Below are 16,256 nucleotides of genomic sequence, written 5' to 3'. Positions count from 1 at the left end.
TACAACCTCAAAGCAGTGCTTTGAGCAACCTGCGGCTAGCTTCCTAGTTTGCTCTTTGATTTTCATTGAGTATGAGCCTATTCTATCACAAAAGATGAGAGAAAACTACAAGAATGAGACTCAGAAGTGCTATTGAATCTCAAGAAAGCAAGTGAAAAAGCAACCGCCTATGCAGTTGCTTTTCGTTTTTCTAATCTCGCTGGATATGAGTTACTTGGTCAACTCTTGATTATAGGAGAGGGCTAAATCAATCCAGTAAGGCAGTTCTTTTTGACCTTCGATATCTAGGTCTATATAGCCATGATAAGGTCGCCCTCTCATCAATGTAGTATGAGCTCCTGTTCGGGGTAGAACTTGCTTTTCCATTTCTTTGCCAATTCTCACCATAACCAGCTCGTCCTTTCTGGAACTGACTGTAAGGACCATTTTCCCACGAATCATAAAGGCAAGGCCACCAAACAGTTTCTTTTCTTCTAGCTCTTCTTCGAAAATTTGGGGAGGAAGTTTAAGTGCTAGAATTTTTCGAATCTGCTGAGCTAAGGATTGACTATATGCCATAGCTTTTCACTTTTCTTAATAACGTGATGGGCCCGCGCTTGCACTTCGGATATTGAAACGTTTCTTGAGATAGAAGCGAAGAGCGAGAAGGGTAGCTCCCAGGATAGCCAAAGGCAATGGAGCAAGGACTGGATTGAGGTTTGCTGGTAGGAAGCTTGTTGCAAAGAAGACAACCAACCAGAGAACCATAGAGGCCAGGATGACGAGGATTGATTTCCAGAATGGAGGACGCTGGCTACGGTCTGTGTCTGGTCCATAATACTGGTAGACAAAGTAGTACATCAGGTAGAAGGCAAGTCCTCCTACAAGTCCAACCAATAAGAGGGTAATCACCCCATAGCCAATAGCCTGATCTGTAGAGAAGAAGGTAGTCAGGGCGCTAATCAATGCAAAGAGGCTGGTGATGAAAAGGGCTGAGTCCATAATCATGAGTTTTGGATCGTCATTTTCTTTTGGATGCTCTTTTTCATATTGCTCCTTGGCAGTGAAGCTGTGAGCCCAGTGGGTTGGAGCTCCATAGAGGGAACGAGCGGTCGTTCCTTTGGCTTGTTCTTCAAGGATTTTAGGAATGACTTCCTCAAAGACAGCCTTGATTTCAGCGTCTGTTTTACCATCTTTGATGAATTGTTGGGTAGCGATGTGGATAAACTCTTGGTTTTTCTTGGTTAGTTTTTGTAAATCAATCTGAGACATAGGGATTCCTCTTAGAACCATTTTTTATGGATGAGATAGAGAGTGAGCGAAACACTCATAGCAAAGGCGATAAAGACGATTAACCAGAAGGCGTGAGGCTCACCGTTCAAAGGGATTTCATTATCCTTGAAGTTCATCCCATAGGCTGAGAAGATCATGGTTGGGATAGACATGACAATGGTTACGAGAGCCAGAGTTTTCATGATGTTGTTCTGGTTATTGGAAATGATGGAGGCAAAGGTCTCTGTCATAGAGTGAAGGACATTCCCATAGATATCTGCCATCTCGATGGCCTGTTGGGTTTCAATCAGGGTGTCTTCGAGTAGGTCTTCGTCTTCTAGGTATTTCTTGATATTGCTAGTTGCGCTAGTCAATTTCTTGATCACGCGCTCATTTGTCTTAAGTGAGGCCTTGAAATAGACGATGGTCTTTTCCAATTCCATGAGCTCGATCAGCTCTTCGTTTCGAGTGGACTTGTGAAGTTGACTTTCAATTTGTTCACTCTTACGGTCAATCGAACGAAGGGCAGTCAGGTAAAGCTCAGCATTGCGATAAAGGAGTTGAAAGATAAAGCGTGACCGCATGAAAGTGTAGAAGTTACGCAGTTTGCGGTTGATGAAGACATCGAGAACTGGGAGGGATTCCAAGCAGGTAGTGATAATGGTTTCCTCGGTGATGATAATCCCCAGCGGAATCGTTACGTAGTAGGTGCGGTTGTTTCTCTCCTCTGTGATGGGGACGTCCACGATGATCAAAGTATACTCGTCTTCGATGGTAATACGGGACATTTCTTCCGCATCGAGCGGTGCTCGAAGGTCGGCAATGTCAATGTCGAAGGCGTTAGCGATTTCCAACGATTCATTTTGTGTAGGATTGACGAGGTTGATCCAAGTACCCGGTTCAAGCGTGTCGATCTCTTTAAATTCAGTTGTTGTTGAGAGAAAAACTTGTTTCATATCCCCTATCCTTTCCTACTATTCAGTGATTCATTTTTTGCACCGTACTATTATACTATAAAAACAGCTTTTTGGGTAATAGAATTTCACATTTTTTGGTATAATGGAAAGCAATAATGGACTAGAAAGAACAAAGATGCAAGATAAAATTGTGATTCATGGGGCACGTGCCCATAACTTAAAAAATATTGATGTGGAGATTCCGCGAGACAAGCTGGTTGTTGTGACTGGTTTGTCAGGGTCTGGGAAATCCAGTCTGGCCTTTGATACCCTCTATGCGGAGGGCCAACGTCGCTATGTAGAGAGTTTGTCAGCCTATGCTCGCCAGTTTTTGGGCAATATGGAAAAACCAGATGTGGATGCCATTGATGGCCTCAGCCCAGCTATTTCCATCGACCAGAAAACCACCAGCAAAAACCCTCGTTCGACCGTTGGAACCACGACTGAAATCAATGATTATCTGCGTCTCCTCTACGCACGTGTGGGGACGCCTTACTGTATCAACGGGCATGGGGCTATCAAGGCTTCTTCTGTAGAGCAAATCGTGGATAAGGTCTTGGAATTGCCAGAACGTCAGCGCCTGCAAATATTAGCTCCTGTCATTCGTAAGAAAAAAGGGCAACATAAGAGTGTCATTGAAAAGGTTCGGAAAGACGGCTATGTTCGTGTTCGTGTGGATGGGGAAGTTTATGATGTGACCGAAGTACCAGAGTTGTCCAAGAGCAAGCAACACAATATTGATGTTGTGGTTGACCGTATTGTCATCAAGGAGGGCATTCGTAGCCGTCTCTTTGATTCCATTGAAGCTGCCCTTCGTATCGCAGAAGGCTATGTGATTATCGACACTATGGACGATTCGGAGTTGTTGTTCTCTGAGCACTATGCCTGTCCAGTTTGTGGTTTTACCGTACCAGAGTTAGAGCCTCGTCTCTTCTCCTTCAATGCTCCTTTTGGTTCTTGCAGTGAGTGTGACGGTTTGGGCATCAAGCTGGAGGTGGATATCGACCTAGTAGTGCCAGATGCTAGCAAAACGCTACGTGAGGGGGCTTTGGCGCCTTGGAATCCTATCTCATCTAACTACTATCCAAATATGCTAGAGCAGGCCATGACAGCCTTTGGAGTGGATATGGATAAGCCCTTTGAGGACTTGTCAGAAGAAGATAAGAACTTGATTCTCTACGGCTCGGATGGCAAAGAATTTCATTTCCACTATGAAAATGAATTTGGTGGTGTGCGCGATATCGACATTCCTTTTGAGGGAGTTGTCAATAATATCAAACGTCGTTACCATGAGACTAACAGTGATTACACGCGCACCCAGATGCGTCTCTACATGAATGAGCTGACCTGCGGGACTTGTCACGGCTACCGTCTCAATGACCAGGCCTTGTCTGTCCGTGTGGGTGGTGAGCAAGGGCCACATATCGGTGAAATCTCAGACCTGTCTATCGCAGACCACTTGGCTTTGGTGAGCCAGTTGACTCTGTCTGAAAATGAAGCCATTATCGCCCGTCCCATTCTCAAGGAAATCAAGGATCGCTTGACCTTCCTCAATAACGTAGGTCTTAACTATTTGACGCTGTCGCGTTCGGCAGGAACCCTTTCAGGTGGGGAGAGTCAGCGTATTCGCTTGGCAACCCAGATTGGGTCCAACCTATCAGGTGTCCTTTATATCCTGGATGAGCCGTCGATTGGTCTTCACCAGAGGGATAATGACCGCCTGATTGCCAGTCTGAAAAAGATGCGTGACTTGGGCAATACTCTCATCGTGGTAGAACACGACGAAGATACCATGCGCGAGGCGGATTATCTGATTGACGTTGGTCCGGGTGCTGGTGTTTTTGGTGGAGAGATTGTCGCTGCAGGAACGCCCAAGCAGGTGGCTCGCAACAGCAAGTCTATCACAGGTCAATATTTGTCAGGGAAACGTGCCATTCCAGTGCCAGCAGAGCGTCGTTCCGGAAATGGTCGTTTTATCGAAGTGACGGGTGCGCGTGAGAACAACTTGCAAAATATCACTGCTCGCTTTCCGCTAGGAAAATTCATCGCAGTGACAGGGGTATCGGGTTCAGGGAAATCGACCTTAATCAACAGTATCCTCAAAAAAGCCATTGCCCAGAAGCTCAACCGTAATTCAGACAAGCCTGGTAAGTTTAAGACGATTACAGGGATTGAGCATGTAGACCGCTTGATTGACATTGACCAGAGCCCTATCGGACGAACGCCGAGGTCTAACCCTGCTACCTATACGGGAGTTTTTGACGATATACGTGACCTCTTTGCCCAGACAAATGAAGCTAAGATACGAGGCTATAAGAAGGGCCGTTTCAGTTTTAACGTCAAGGGAGGTCGTTGTGAAGCCTGCTCGGGTGACGGGATTATCAAGATTGAGATGCACTTCTTGCCAGATGTTTATGTGGCTTGTGAAGTCTGCCATGGGACTCGCTACAACAGTGAAACCCTAGAAGTTCACTACAAAGAAAAAAATATCTCGCAGGTCTTGGACATGACCGTCAACGATGCGGTGGAATTCTTCCAACACATTCCCAAAATTCAACGCAAACTTCAGACCATCAAGGATGTGGGGCTGGGCTATGTAACGCTAGGTCAACCGGCTACCACCCTTTCTGGAGGAGAAGCTCAGCGTATGAAGTTGGCTAGCGAACTCCATAAACGCTCGACAGGAAAATCTTTCTACATTCTGGATGAGCCGACGACAGGGCTTCATACTGAGGATATCGCTCGCTTGCTTAAAGTCTTGGCTCGCTTTGTTGACGATGGCAATACCGTCCTCGTTATCGAGCACAATCTGGATGTCATCAAGACGGCAGACCATATTATTGATTTGGGACCTGAGGGCGGTGTCGGTGGTGGAACCATCATCGCAACAGGAACACCAGAGGAAGTAGCGGCCAATGAAGCCAGCTACACAGGACACTATTTGAAAGGAAAGTTAGATCATGAATAAACGCGTGCAAGCATTTCTAGCTAAAATGCAAGAAAAAGAACTAGATGGAATCATTATCAACAACCTTAAAAATGTCTACTATTTGACAGGATTTTGGGGCTCAAATGGAACAGTCTTCATCAGCCGTGACCGTCAGGTCTTGGTGACAGACTCTCGCTATATCATTGCAGCTAAGCAAGAAGTAACAGGTTTTGAGATTGTGGCTGACCGCGATGAGTTGGCTGTTATTGCAGGCATTGTTAAGGATATGGGCTTGTCTCGTATCGGTTTTGAGGACGAGATTTCGGTCTCTTATTACCACCGTATGCAGGCAGCTTTTACAGGTTTGGACTTGCTTCCACAGACTCAGTTTGTTGAAGCACTTCGTATGATTAAAGATGAGAAAGAGATTGCGACTATTCGTAAGGCATGTTCTATCTCAGACCAAGCTTTCCGTGATGCGCTTGACTTTATCAAACCTGGAAAAACTGAGATTGAAATTGCCAATTTCCTTGACTTCCGCATGCGGGAGCTAGGAGCATTTGGCTTATCCTTTGATACAATCCTAGCAAGCGGTATCAACTCTTCCAAACCCCATGCTCATCCAATGCACAAACCGGTTGAAGCGGGAGAAGCCATCACCATGGACTTTGGCTGTCTCTACGATAACTATGTCAGCGATATGACACGTACCATCTATCTGGGCCATGTCAGTGACGAGCAAGCAGAAATCTACAACACAGTTTTGAAAGCCAACCAAGCTCTGATTGACCAAGCTAAGGCAGGTCTAGGTTTCCGTGACTTTGACAAAATCCCTCGTGATATTATCATCGAGGCAGGCTATGGTGACTACTTTACTCACGGTATTGGACACGGTATCGGACTGGATATTCACGAAGAACCTTACTTTAGCCAAACTTCCAAAGAAGTCATTAAATCTGGTATGGTCTTGACTGATGAACCGGGTATCTATATTGAAGGTAAATACGGGGTTCGTATTGAAGATGATATCTTAATTACAGATAACGGTTGCGAATTGTTGACTCTAGCACCGAAGGAATTAATTGTTATTTAAGAAAATTATGATAAATCGTTGACTTTTATATTTTAAAGGTTTATACTGATAAACGAAAACGGTAGGTGAGGCTACCATAGGGATACGGATGACTACCGCAAAGCAGTGGAGACACTACTCGTTGGTCAACAGTCCTGGTCGCGAAGGCCAAGACTAAGCTCATTTCATTGCCCTATGGAGTTAAAGCTTGAACGAAAAAACAGATAATTAGTTTTTTAATCCTGCCATTTTATGGCAGGATTTTCTACTGTTTTAGAACAGGGAAAGGAGACAGACGATGCAAATTGACGACCACCCAGAACCGCACATACACAGCCAATCGCTGATTTGTGTCGTTCTGCCCTTATAAAGTGATTGGTCTCTGTGTATGAAACACATCATTCATACAGATAGGAGAAACCAATGAAAACTACAAAAGAAAGATTAGCAACAGCTATTCATACACCTTTAAACGAAACTCTATCTTTTTACAAGACAAGTCTAACAGGCTTAACTGAGGAACAGATAGAAAAGAATCGTGATTTATATGGTGAAAACACCATCACCAAGGGTCAAGAAGACAGTATCCTCAAAAAGATTTACGAATCTATTATCAATCCATTTACAATCATCCTCCTGGTCATCGCTATGATCTCCATGGTGACCAATGTCTGGTTGGCGAAGCCTGGACAAGAAGATCCGACGACCTCTATCATCATCGTTGTCCTAGTCCTCATTTCTGGTGGCATTCGATTTGTCCAAGAACTGCGAAGCGACAAAGCTGCGACCAATCTTTCAAAAATGATTGTGAATACAGCTACGGTTATTCGCGAAGGCCAGAGTTTAGAGATCGCAATTGAAGATTTGGTCGTTGGAGATATAGTCAAGTTAAGTGCTGGGGATATGATTCCAGCAGACCTCCTTTTGATTGAATCACGTGATTTCTTTGTCCAACAGTCTGGCTTGACGGGTGAAAGTGATTCGGTTGAGAAACTAGCCTTGTCAAAAATGAGTCAGTCAAATTTTGATAGTCTGCTAGAAGCAGAAGCGCTCGCCTTCATGGGAACCAACGTGATATCAGGAAGCGCCAAGGCTTTGATTCTAGCGGTCGGTGATGACACCATGATGGGAGAGATCGAGCAGACTCTCAATACTTATGACGAGCCCACCTCTTTCGAACGGGATATGAACAGTATCTCCTGGCTTTTAATCCGTTTGATGTTGGTCATGGTTCCCATCGTATTTCTTTCCAATGGTTTGACGGATGGAGATTGGTTAGAGGCTGGCGTATTTGCTTTGAGCGTGGGTGTCGGGCTTACACCTGAGATGCTTCCCATGATCATCACGGCCAGTCTAGCAAAAGGCTCCATTATCATGGCCAAGGAAAAAGTCGTTATCAAAAAACTCAATGCCATACAAGATCTAGGTGCTATTGATATCCTGTGTACGGATAAAACTGGAACCCTTACCCAAGACGAAATTGTCCTTGAATATCCTTTGGATATACATGGGGATTTGGATTTATCTGTGTTGAGACGAGCCTATCTCAATTCCTATTTTCAAACCGGTTTGAAAAACTTGATGGACCGTGCCATTATCAGTAGAACTGAAAAAGAAGCTAAAGAACACGCTATTCTACAAAATTTGGATACTAGCTTTCAAAAAATAGATGAATTGCCCTTTGATTTTGAACGTAGACGGATGAGTGTCATCGTCAAGGATGAAAACGAAGTTGTTAGTTTGGTAACCAAGGGTGCCCTAGAGGAAATGCTTGCGATTTCAACCCATGTGGAATATCAAGGTCAGATTAGCCCTCTGACGGATGATCTCCGAGTGGAAATCTTAAAAGAAGTAGATCAACTTAATCAACAGGGATTGCGAGTCTTGGGAGTCGCCTATAAAACAGGTTTAAAGGAAGGTTTTGCTTACTCTGTTGAAGATGAAAAGGAGATGATTCTAACAGGATATCTTGCCTTTTTAGATCCACCAAAACCATCTGCAGCCCCTGCTATCCAAGCTTTATTAGAGTATGGTGTTCAAACCAAGATCTTGACTGGGGATAATGAGAAGGTAACCCAAGCAGTGTGCGAAAAAGTTGGTTTGGACGTTGATCAAATCTTGTTGGGCTCTGATATTGATGCCATGACGGACGAAGAGTTGGCCCAAGCGGTCGAGAAGGTGACTGTATTTGCCAAACTCTCTCCGGATCAAAAAGCACGAATCATTTTACAAATCAAATCTAATGGGCACTGTGTCGGCTATATGGGAGATGGGATCAATGATGCCCCTTCTATGAAAGTAGCAGATGTGGGGATTTCTGTTGATACAGCAGTAGATATTGCCAAAGAGACAGCTGATGTCATTTTGCTAGATAAGGATTTGATGGTGCTTGAAAAAGGTCTGGTTGAAGGACGAAAAGTCTATGCCAATATGACCAAATATATCAAGATGACGGTCAGCTCTAATTTCGGGAATATTCTGTCACTCTTAGTGTCTGGTATCTTTTTACCTTTCCTGCCAATGGCTCCGATTCACTTGATTGTCTTAAACCTAGTCTACGATCTTTCTTGCATTGCTTTGCCATTTGATAATGTGGATGAAGACTTTTTGAAGCATCCTCATAAGTGGGAAGCCAAGTCTATTACTCGCTTTATGATTTGGATGGGTCCGATTTCTTCTGCCTTTGATATTTTGACCTTTATCTTGCTCTATTTTGTCATTGTTCCAATGGCGACAGGCCAAGCTTATGCTCACGGAGCAGAGTCTGCAACGGGCTTTATCATCTTGTTCCAGACAGGTTGGTTCATTGAATCCATGTGGTCCCAAACCATGGTTATCCATATGCTTCGTTCAGCAAAACTTCCTTTCTTACAAAGTCGTCCATCATGGTTTGTTCTTGGTACAACCTTGCTAGCAGCTAGTTTTGTGACCTTTCTTCCCTATTCTTCAATTGCTAGCCTGCTTCATTTAACCCCTTTGGAACCAATTTATTTCCTCTTTTTGCTTTTGATTATCATGCTCTATATGATAAGTGTTACAGTTGTAAAACGATTGTATATCAAAAAATTTAAAAGTTGGTTATAAATTGATTTTGTCAAGAAAAAAGTACGAAAATCGCGAAAAAAGTTAATTTTTTTAAAAATAGGTCGCAAGTCGGATGTTTTTTATGGTATAATAGACTAAACTGATAGTAACATGTAGCGAAAGGGGTAGGTACATGATCAAAATTTATACAGTCTCAAGTTGTACTAGCTGTAAAAAAGCGAAAACCTGGCTCAATGCCCACCAGTTAAGTTATAAAGAACAAAATCTCGGTAAAGAAGGAATTACAAGAGAAGAGTTATTAGATATTCTCACGAAAACAGATAATGGAATTGCCAGTATCGTTTCGTCAAAAAACCGCTACGCTAAGGCACTTGGAGTTGACATCGAGGATTTGAGTGTCAATGAAGTGCTCAACTTAATCATGGAAACACCACGGATCTTAAAGAGTCCGATTCTCGTTGATGAGAAGCGCCTGCAAGTCGGCTATAAAGAAGATGATATCCGTGCCTTCTTGCCACGCTCTGTCCGTAATGTAGAAAATGCAGAAGCACGTCTACGTGCAGCTCTATAAAACATCAAGGCTGGGAGTGACTCCTGGCCTTGTTTGCTCTGTTGTTTTAAAATCAAGTGAGGAATTATGAAAAAGTTACTAATTGCTAGTTTTGCTCTCCTCTTTTTGCTTGCGGGATGTGGGCAAAAAAAGGAAACTCCTGCTGCTTCCACAACAGCATCTGAACCTCTCCAATCAAACCTTCCCGTTTTGGACAATGCCGAAAAGAATACGGTTGTCACCAAGACCCTGTTGATGCCGAAGTCAGAAAATGGAACGCAACAGATTCAGACCATTACCTATAAAGGCAATCAATTTTTGACCTTGACCATCCAGCAAAAACGACCTGTCGGGGATGAACTCAAGACCTTTATCTCTGAAAATGGCCTAGAGGAGACGCAAAAAGCGCTTCTAGAAGCGGAAGAAAAGGATGAGACCATCCAAGAGGCACGCAAACTAGCAGGATTCAAACTGGAAACCAAGCTACTCAGCGAGACAGAAATCCAGACGACAACGACTTATGATTTTCAAGTATTGGATGTCAAAAAGGCATCTCAACTAGAATATTTAAAAAATATTGGTCTTGAAAATCTCTTAAAAAACGAACCTAGCCAGTATATTGCTGACAGAGTGGCAAACGGGGCGACAGAACAGTAAGAAAATCCAAATAAACAAACTGATTTATTTGTAGAACGTAAGGAAATATGCTATAATAGTACTATTCTAAGGAAAGAGGGTGTTAGAATGGGATTTACTGAAGAAACTGTACGGTTTAAATTGGATGATTCCAATAAGAAAGAAATTAGCGAAACGTTGACAGATGTCTATGCTTCTTTGAATGACAAGGGCTACAATCCGATTAACCAGATCGTCGGTTATGTATTGAGTGGTGACCCTGCCTACGTTCCTCGTTATAACAATGCACGAAATCAAATCCGTAAGTATGAGCGTGATGAAATTGTTGAAGAATTGGTACGCTACTACCTTAAAGGACAAGGAGTCGATCTATAATCTATGAGAATTATGGGATTGGACGTCGGTTCAAAAACAGTGGGTGTTGCCATTAGCGACCCACTAGGCTTCACTGCTCAAGGACTTGAAATCATCCAGATTAATGAGGATCAGGGCCAGTTTGGTTTTGACCGTATCAAGGAATTGGTTGACACCTATTCGGTGGAACGCTTTGTAGTTGGTCTGCCTAAAAACATGAACAATACCAGCGGTCCACGGGTAGAAACTAGTCAAGCCTACGGAGCAAAATTAGAGGAACTTTTTGGTTTACCAGTAGACTATCAAGATGAGCGTTTGACGACCGTCGCTGCGGAGCGTATGTTGATTGAACAAGCAGATATCAGTCGTAACAAACGCAAGAAAGTTATTGATAAGTTGGCTGCTCAGCTGATTTTGCAAAATTATTTAGATAGAAAATTTTAAGACAGAGGAGAAACTATGTCACACGATCACAACCATGACCACGAAGAACGTGAATTGATTACACTAGTAGATGAGCAAGGTAATGAAACCTTGTTTGAAATTCTTTTGACCATCGATGGGAAAGAAGAATTTGGTAAAAACTATGTTCTGCTAGTGCCAGTTAACGCAGAAGAAGATGAAAATGGTGAAGTTGAAATCCAAGCTTACTCATTCATCGAAAATGAAGACGGAACAGAAGGCGAATTGCAACCAATCCCAGAAGACTCAGAAGACGAATGGAACATGATTGAAGAAGTCTTCAACAGCTTTATGGAGGAGTAAAAATGTTCAGTGAACATTTTTACCCTTACGCTAAAAATAAAGACCGTAAGTAAGTCCGGTGGACGTTTTTAGCTCACGTTGAAATTCATAGTAGCTAGTGATTAGCTAACCAGGTAAGAGGTCGGGATTTTAGTCCCGACCTCGTTTTTTATTTGTAATCATACTTTGATGTGGTAGTTGATTGGACTTTTGTTAAGGAGACATGTATGTTTGAAGTAGAAGAATGGCTTCATAGTCGGATTGGTTTAAACTTTAGATCTGGACTTGGACGAATGCAGCGAGCTGTGGATTTGCTGGGGAATCCAGAGAGGACTTATCCTATTATCCACGTAACAGGGACTAACGGTAAGGGGTCAACTATTGCCTTCATGAGGGAGTTGTTTGTTACTCATGGTAAAAAAGTTGGTACTTTTACCTCTCCTCATATCATCAGCATCCATGATCGAATCTGTATTAATGGACAGCCGATCGCGGAGGAAGACTTTGTCCGTATAGCTAACCAAGTCAATGAGATGGAAAAGACGCTTTTGCAAACCCATGACCAGTTGTCCTTTTTTGAATTATTGACTCTGATTGCTTTGTTTTACTTTAAAGAGCAGGGAGTGGATCTAGTCCTGCTAGAGGTGGGGATTGGTGGTTTGCTTGATACCACTAATGTCGTAACAGGAGAGATTGCAGTTATTACTTCGATTGGGCTAGATCATCAGGAGACCTTGGGCGATAGTCTAGAGGAAATAGCCGAGCAGAAAGCTGGTATTTTCAAGGCTGGCAAGAAGGCGGTCATTGCTAAGCTAGCTCCAGAAGCGGAGCTTGTCTGTCAAAATACAGCAAGAGAGTTAGGCGTGGATCTCTATCAAGCTGGGCGAGACTTCTCCTTGAATGCTGGGGATTTTTCAAGTAAGCTAGCAAGTTTTTCCCAGCTTAAAATCGGTTTGGAAGGCACCTATCAGCAAGAAAATGCCGCCTTGGCTTTACAAACTTTTCTTCTGTTTATGGCGTCAAGAGGTGAAAGGGTCAAAGAAGTGCTTGTCAGACGGGCCTTGCAAGAGACCCACTGGGCAGGTCGATTGGAACGGATTCGTCCGCAAATCTACCTAGATGGGGCTCACAATCTGCCAGCCTTGACTCGTCTGGTCGAGTTTATCCAGGGGAAAATCCAGCAAGGATACCAGGTTCATGTCCTTTTTGGCGCTCTTAAACGCAAGGATTACCAAGGGATGTTAGCCTATCTAACAGAGCAGTTGCCTCAGGTGGAACTTAAGGTAACAGGCTTTGACTACCAAGGATCTCTAGAAGAAAGCGATGTTTCTGGTTATAAACTTGTTGACTCTTATCGTGATTTTATCAGCGAATTTGAAGAAAATGCCAACAATCAGGACTTGCTTTTTGTGACGGGCTCTCTCTATTTTATCTCGGAAGTACGAGCGGGTTTGGTGGGAGATCATGAGATTAGTTGACCTTCTAGACTTAAGTTGCTATACTGGGGATAGGAAAACTCGCAAACGATTTCAGAAATACATTAGCACAAAAGAAAGGAAGTCGCTATGAAAACGAAAGCATTCACACTTTCTATTGCTTCTTTAGCAATTCTTACTCTTTTAGCAGCTTGTGGACCTAAGGAACAAGCGTCTACCCAGCCATCTGCTCAACAATCATCTACTCAACAAGAATCATCTTCTAGTGCGGCTACCAGTGCTAGTCAACCACAGGCGTCCTCAAGCCAGGAAACTGCTGCGGCAACTCAATCGACTAATATTGATGGTACCTATACTGGAAAAGATGAGAATGACCAAATCACTCTTGTTATAACAGGTAAAACTGGTAGATGGACTGAGGTCGAGCCAGATGGAGATAAGGAAATCCAGCAAGTCACCTTTGAGCCAGAAAATCAACGTGTCATTATCGGTGATGATGTCAAAATTTACACGGTTAATGGTAATCAAATGATTATCGATGACATGGACCGAGAGCCATCTGACCGAGTAGTCTTAACGAAGCAATAATGATTAAGTAAAAGTTCCAATGAGATGAAAGATATCTTTTTGGAGCTTTTTTCTTGAAAAAAAGGCTGGCGGATCTTTACTAACTTTTTACTTAAAACGCTTACAAATATTTGTAAAACTTCTTATAAGGTCGTATACTTATGGTAAATAATCAAATAGCGCAGAGGCGCAGGAGGAAAAGCGTATGGCTACATTTTACGTTCCATCAGTTAACCTTATTGGTAAAGGTGTTGTAAATGAAGTAGGTCCGTATATCAAGGAACTGGGATATAAGAAGGCTCTTTTGGTGACAGACAAGTTCATCGAAGGAAGCGATATTTTACCTAAGGTCCTAAAACCGTTAGATGCTGAAGGGATCGAATATGTGATCTTTAGTGATGTGGAGCCAAATCCGACTTGCAAGAACGTCACAGACGGAGTGGCTGCCTTGAAAGAGCATGGATGTGACTTCATTATCAGTCTTGGGGGAGGTTCTCCTCAGGATGCGGCTAGTTGTATCTCTATCATCGCTACAAATGGTGGCAAACCACAGGGCTACGAAGGTCTCCACAAGTCTGCTAAAAAAGGGTTGCCAGTAGTTGCAATCAATACAACAGCTGGAACTTCTGCAGAAATCACCATTAACTATGTCATTACTGACGAAGAACGCAAGGTCAAGATGGTAATGGTTGATAAGAACAGCCTCGCCCTCATCTCTGTCAATGATCCAGAACTTATGCTTTCAAAACCGAAAGGATTGACAGCGGCGACAGGTATGGATGCTCTTACTCACGCTGTCGAAGCCTTGGTAACACCAGGTGCTTATAATGTGACCAAGAAACTCTCTATCGGAGCTATTGAACTCATCAAGGAGTATCTTCCTCGTGCTGTGGCAAATGGCCAAGATATCGAAGCGCGTGAGGCGATGGTCAATGCCATCTTCCTCGGTGGTATGAGCTTTAACAATGCTGGTTTGGGATATGTTCATTCTATGGCTCACCAACTCGGTGCGGTATATAACTTGCCACATGGTGTCTGCTGTGCCATGCTTCTTCCAGTTGTAGAGCGTGAAAATGCCAAGCGTGTACCAGAAGCTTTTCGCAATGTGGCCAAGGCCTTGGGACTCCATGTTGAAGGGAAAACAGACCAAGAATGTGCTGACTATGCTATTGCTGAAATTGAGAAACTGTCTGAAACAGTAGGTATTCCGAAGAAACTAACTGAACTCGGTATCCAAGAAAAAGACTTTGACTTTGACTACCTTTCTAAGAATGCTTTGATCGATGCCTGTGCACCTGGAAATCCATTTATGCCAACCTTAGAAGAAACTATTGCACTATACAAAGAACTCTTCTGATTCATAAAGTGAAAAAGAAGCTAAATAATGCTGGGAAGAACTATCATTTTGGTAGTTCTTTTTTTAAAAATTTGCTATCCTAGACATATGAGAAAAATCAAAATTGATGTGGTTGTAGTTCCTTTGAGTGGGCATCTCTTCCCAACACTGAATTTACTTGCCCCCTTGTTGAAGGATCCCTTGTATGAGATTCGATTATTTACAGGACCGCAACGAAAAGCTGTCGCAGAGGAGATGGGATTCCAGGTGATTCCCATTTTAGAAAATTGTGTAGATGAGTTTGAGCGTGTAGCCAACAATGAAGGGCAGTTAAACCTTATTTCTGCTTATCGACAGTTGTCAGCTAGTCTTGATTTGATCAATGTGGTTTCAGATCAATTAGTGCAAGAGTGGCAGGAAAATCGACCTGATATTGTGATTGCGGACTTTATAACCCTCTCTGGAGGACTAGTGGCGGAACAGTTGGATATTCCTTGGATAACCACAATGGCGACACAGTTTGCCATTGAAACGACAGATGGACCGCCTTGTTTCTTTGGAGGAATGGGCAGTCCAAAAACATCTTTCCAAACTGCTCAGCAATGGTTAGGAAGAAAAGGAACTCGTTTAGGGAAACGAATCGTAAGCTTTTTATTGAGAGAACGATTGAAACGTTACAATTTTAAACTCTACAATCAGAAGAATCAGGAAACCATTTATTCACCCTATTCCGTCTTGGGAATTGGGATGAAAGAGTTGGAGCTGAAAAGTGGTTTTCCAGAGCATTACCTTTGGGTGGGACCTTTTGGCTCTTCGATTGAGAGGGCAGAGAATTATCCCCTCGATTTGGATCCTTATGCAAATCATAAGAAAGTCCTCGTATCTTGTGGGACTCAGCTAGCATGGGCCAAAGACAATCTCCTCTACCAGACCCAACAATTGGCAAAAGCCCATCCAGACTGTCACTTCTTTGTGACTCTGGGGTTTGGCGGACAAGACTTCCAATGTGAGGAGATCATGGACAATGTTTCTGTGGTATCTTATCTTCCCTATAAGGAGTACATTCCTCAGATGGATTATGTGATTCATCATGGTGGTGCGGGTATTTTTTACCAGTGTATCATCTATGGTAAGCCTGCCTTGATTCTCCCCCATGACTATGATCAGTATGACTATGCAGTTCGTGGATTAGAGGCAGGGATTGCCTTGACTGCTAAACGAGAGGATACGGAAGCGATTGGACGTGCCTTTGATGAGTTGTTGGCTAGAGATGACTGGCCAGACTTGAACAGACTTAGTCGTGCAGCTCAAATCTATCAGCCAACAGAGATTCTGAAGAGCGAAATACATCGGCTCTTAGGGGACAAGGAGAAGTAAAGA

15 protein-coding genes and 1 riboswitch are annotated in these 16,256 nt (G+C 43.2%); of the genes, 12 read left to right on the top strand and 3 right to left on the bottom strand.

All coding sequences use genetic code 11. The features are described from left to right. Nucleotides 1–210: 210 nt before the first annotated feature. Genes KZX55_RS05085 through KZX55_RS05075 form a run of 3 tightly spaced genes read right to left on the bottom strand, consistent with a single transcriptional unit; the run spans nucleotide 211 to nucleotide 2,207 of the window. Nucleotides 211–558 carry a TfoX/Sxy family protein gene (locus KZX55_RS05085; RefSeq protein ID WP_000331825.1) on the bottom strand — a complete coding sequence of 116 codons (348 nt, stop codon included), beginning with the start codon at nucleotides 556–558 and terminating at the stop codon, nucleotides 211–213. A 15-nt stretch (nucleotides 559–573) separates the two neighbouring features. Beyond that, the gene (locus KZX55_RS05080) at nucleotides 574–1,251 is read right to left on the bottom strand and encodes a DUF1129 domain-containing protein (protein ID WP_084852780.1); all 678 of its coding nucleotides are present in this window, start codon (nucleotides 1,249–1,251) and stop codon (nucleotides 574–576) included. Nucleotides 1,252–1,262: 11 nt separating this feature from the next. After that, a complete protein-coding gene (locus tag KZX55_RS05075; RefSeq protein ID WP_033585835.1) occupies nucleotides 1,263–2,207 on the bottom strand; it encodes a magnesium transporter CorA family protein in 945 nt (314 codons plus the stop codon). A gap of 136 nt (nucleotides 2,208–2,343) precedes the next feature. Between KZX55_RS05075 and uvrA the strand changes: the two genes are divergently transcribed. The 12 genes from uvrA (at nucleotide 2,344) to KZX55_RS05015 (ending at nucleotide 16,253) form a co-directional block, all read left to right on the top strand. Next, a complete protein-coding gene (gene uvrA / locus KZX55_RS05070; protein WP_248025273.1) occupies nucleotides 2,344–5,175 on the top strand; it encodes an excinuclease ABC subunit UvrA in 2,832 nt (943 codons plus the stop codon). Next, nucleotides 5,168–6,229, top strand: a complete 1,062-nt coding sequence (locus KZX55_RS05065) for a M24 family metallopeptidase (RefSeq protein ID WP_248025269.1) — start codon at nucleotides 5,168–5,170, stop codon at nucleotides 6,227–6,229. The genes uvrA and KZX55_RS05065 overlap by 8 nt, the downstream gene beginning before the upstream one ends. 55 nt (nucleotides 6,230–6,284) lie before the next feature. Continuing rightward, nucleotides 6,285–6,436, top strand: a riboswitch (M-box (ykoK) riboswitch). Nucleotides 6,437–6,631: 195 nt separating this feature from the next. Continuing rightward, complete coding sequence (mgtA, locus tag KZX55_RS05060; protein WP_248025266.1) at nucleotides 6,632–9,292, top strand: magnesium-translocating P-type ATPase; 2,661 nt, start codon at nucleotides 6,632–6,634, stop codon at nucleotides 9,290–9,292. Between the two features lie 133 nt (nucleotides 9,293–9,425). Further along, nucleotides 9,426–9,824 (top strand): transcriptional regulator Spx, encoded by a 399-nt coding sequence (gene spx, locus KZX55_RS05055; RefSeq protein ID WP_000591165.1) that lies wholly within the window; start codon nucleotides 9,426–9,428, stop codon nucleotides 9,822–9,824. Nucleotides 9,825–9,890: 66 nt separating this feature from the next. Continuing rightward, nucleotides 9,891–10,460 carry an SP0191 family lipoprotein gene (locus KZX55_RS05050; protein ID WP_000734687.1) on the top strand — a complete coding sequence of 190 codons (570 nt, stop codon included), beginning with the start codon at nucleotides 9,891–9,893 and terminating at the stop codon, nucleotides 10,458–10,460. An 87-nt stretch (nucleotides 10,461–10,547) separates the two neighbouring features. Next, a complete protein-coding gene (locus tag KZX55_RS05045) occupies nucleotides 10,548–10,814 on the top strand; it encodes an IreB family regulatory phosphoprotein (protein ID WP_000507059.1) in 267 nt (88 codons plus the stop codon). A gap of 3 nt (nucleotides 10,815–10,817) precedes the next feature. Next, nucleotides 10,818–11,237: a Holliday junction resolvase RuvX gene (gene ruvX, locus KZX55_RS05040; RefSeq protein WP_248025257.1), complete on the top strand. Its 420-nt coding sequence runs from the start codon at nucleotides 10,818–10,820 to the stop codon at nucleotides 11,235–11,237. A gap of 15 nt (nucleotides 11,238–11,252) precedes the next feature. Continuing rightward, entirely contained in the window at nucleotides 11,253–11,558 is a 306-nt protein-coding gene (locus KZX55_RS05035; RefSeq protein ID WP_000017624.1) for a DUF1292 domain-containing protein, read from the top strand. Between the two features lie 206 nt (nucleotides 11,559–11,764). After that, nucleotides 11,765–13,015: a bifunctional folylpolyglutamate synthase/dihydrofolate synthase gene (locus tag KZX55_RS05030; protein ID WP_248025252.1), complete on the top strand. Its 1,251-nt coding sequence runs from the start codon at nucleotides 11,765–11,767 to the stop codon at nucleotides 13,013–13,015. Nucleotides 13,016–13,102: 87 nt separating this feature from the next. Then, nucleotides 13,103–13,561: an SP_0198 family lipoprotein gene (locus KZX55_RS05025; RefSeq protein ID WP_248025250.1), complete on the top strand. Its 459-nt coding sequence runs from the start codon at nucleotides 13,103–13,105 to the stop codon at nucleotides 13,559–13,561. Between the two features lie 184 nt (nucleotides 13,562–13,745). After that, nucleotides 13,746–14,897, top strand: coding sequence for an iron-containing alcohol dehydrogenase (locus KZX55_RS05020; protein ID WP_248025247.1), 1,152 nt, complete (start codon nucleotides 13,746–13,748; stop codon nucleotides 14,895–14,897). 87 nt (nucleotides 14,898–14,984) lie between these two features. After that, the gene (locus KZX55_RS05015) at nucleotides 14,985–16,253 is read left to right on the top strand and encodes a glycosyltransferase (protein ID WP_248025241.1); all 1,269 of its coding nucleotides are present in this window, start codon (nucleotides 14,985–14,987) and stop codon (nucleotides 16,251–16,253) included. The last annotated feature ends 3 nt before the right edge of the window (nucleotides 16,254–16,256 follow it).

The organism is Streptococcus halitosis (assembly GCF_023147855.1).
Lineage (GTDB): Bacteria > Bacillota > Bacilli > Lactobacillales > Streptococcaceae > Streptococcus > Streptococcus halitosis_B.
The sequence above is the reverse complement of the archived record's forward strand: the minus strand, read 5'-3'. Positions and strand labels throughout refer to the sequence as shown.

What these genes read in the sequence shown, in the direction of transcription:
- KZX55_RS05075 (WP_033585835.1), bottom strand. Translation starts at nt 2,207, where the DNA reads ATGAAACAAGTTTTTCTCTCAACAACAACTGAATTTAAAGAGATCGAC.
- KZX55_RS05080 (WP_084852780.1), bottom strand. Translation starts at nt 1,251, where the DNA reads ATGTCTCAGATTGATTTACAAAAACTAACCAAGAAAAACCAAGAGTTT.
- KZX55_RS05065 (WP_248025269.1), top strand. Translation starts at nt 5,168, where the DNA reads ATGAATAAACGCGTGCAAGCATTTCTAGCTAAAATGCAAGAAAAAGAA.
- KZX55_RS05025 (WP_248025250.1), top strand. Translation starts at nt 13,103, where the DNA reads ATGAAAACGAAAGCATTCACACTTTCTATTGCTTCTTTAGCAATTCTT.
- ruvX (WP_248025257.1), top strand. Translation starts at nt 10,818, where the DNA reads ATGAGAATTATGGGATTGGACGTCGGTTCAAAAACAGTGGGTGTTGCC.
- KZX55_RS05050 (WP_000734687.1), top strand. Translation starts at nt 9,891, where the DNA reads ATGAAAAAGTTACTAATTGCTAGTTTTGCTCTCCTCTTTTTGCTTGCG.
- mgtA (WP_248025266.1), top strand. Translation starts at nt 6,632, where the DNA reads ATGAAAACTACAAAAGAAAGATTAGCAACAGCTATTCATACACCTTTA.
- KZX55_RS05020 (WP_248025247.1), top strand. Translation starts at nt 13,746, where the DNA reads ATGGCTACATTTTACGTTCCATCAGTTAACCTTATTGGTAAAGGTGTT.
- KZX55_RS05085 (WP_000331825.1), bottom strand. Translation starts at nt 558, where the DNA reads ATGGCATATAGTCAATCCTTAGCTCAGCAGATTCGAAAAATTCTAGCA.
- KZX55_RS05015 (WP_248025241.1), top strand. Translation starts at nt 14,985, where the DNA reads ATGAGAAAAATCAAAATTGATGTGGTTGTAGTTCCTTTGAGTGGGCAT.
- KZX55_RS05035 (WP_000017624.1), top strand. Translation starts at nt 11,253, where the DNA reads ATGTCACACGATCACAACCATGACCACGAAGAACGTGAATTGATTACA.
- KZX55_RS05030 (WP_248025252.1), top strand. Translation starts at nt 11,765, where the DNA reads ATGTTTGAAGTAGAAGAATGGCTTCATAGTCGGATTGGTTTAAACTTT.
- KZX55_RS05045 (WP_000507059.1), top strand. Translation starts at nt 10,548, where the DNA reads ATGGGATTTACTGAAGAAACTGTACGGTTTAAATTGGATGATTCCAAT.
- spx (WP_000591165.1), top strand. Translation starts at nt 9,426, where the DNA reads ATGATCAAAATTTATACAGTCTCAAGTTGTACTAGCTGTAAAAAAGCG.
- uvrA (WP_248025273.1), top strand. Translation starts at nt 2,344, where the DNA reads ATGCAAGATAAAATTGTGATTCATGGGGCACGTGCCCATAACTTAAAA.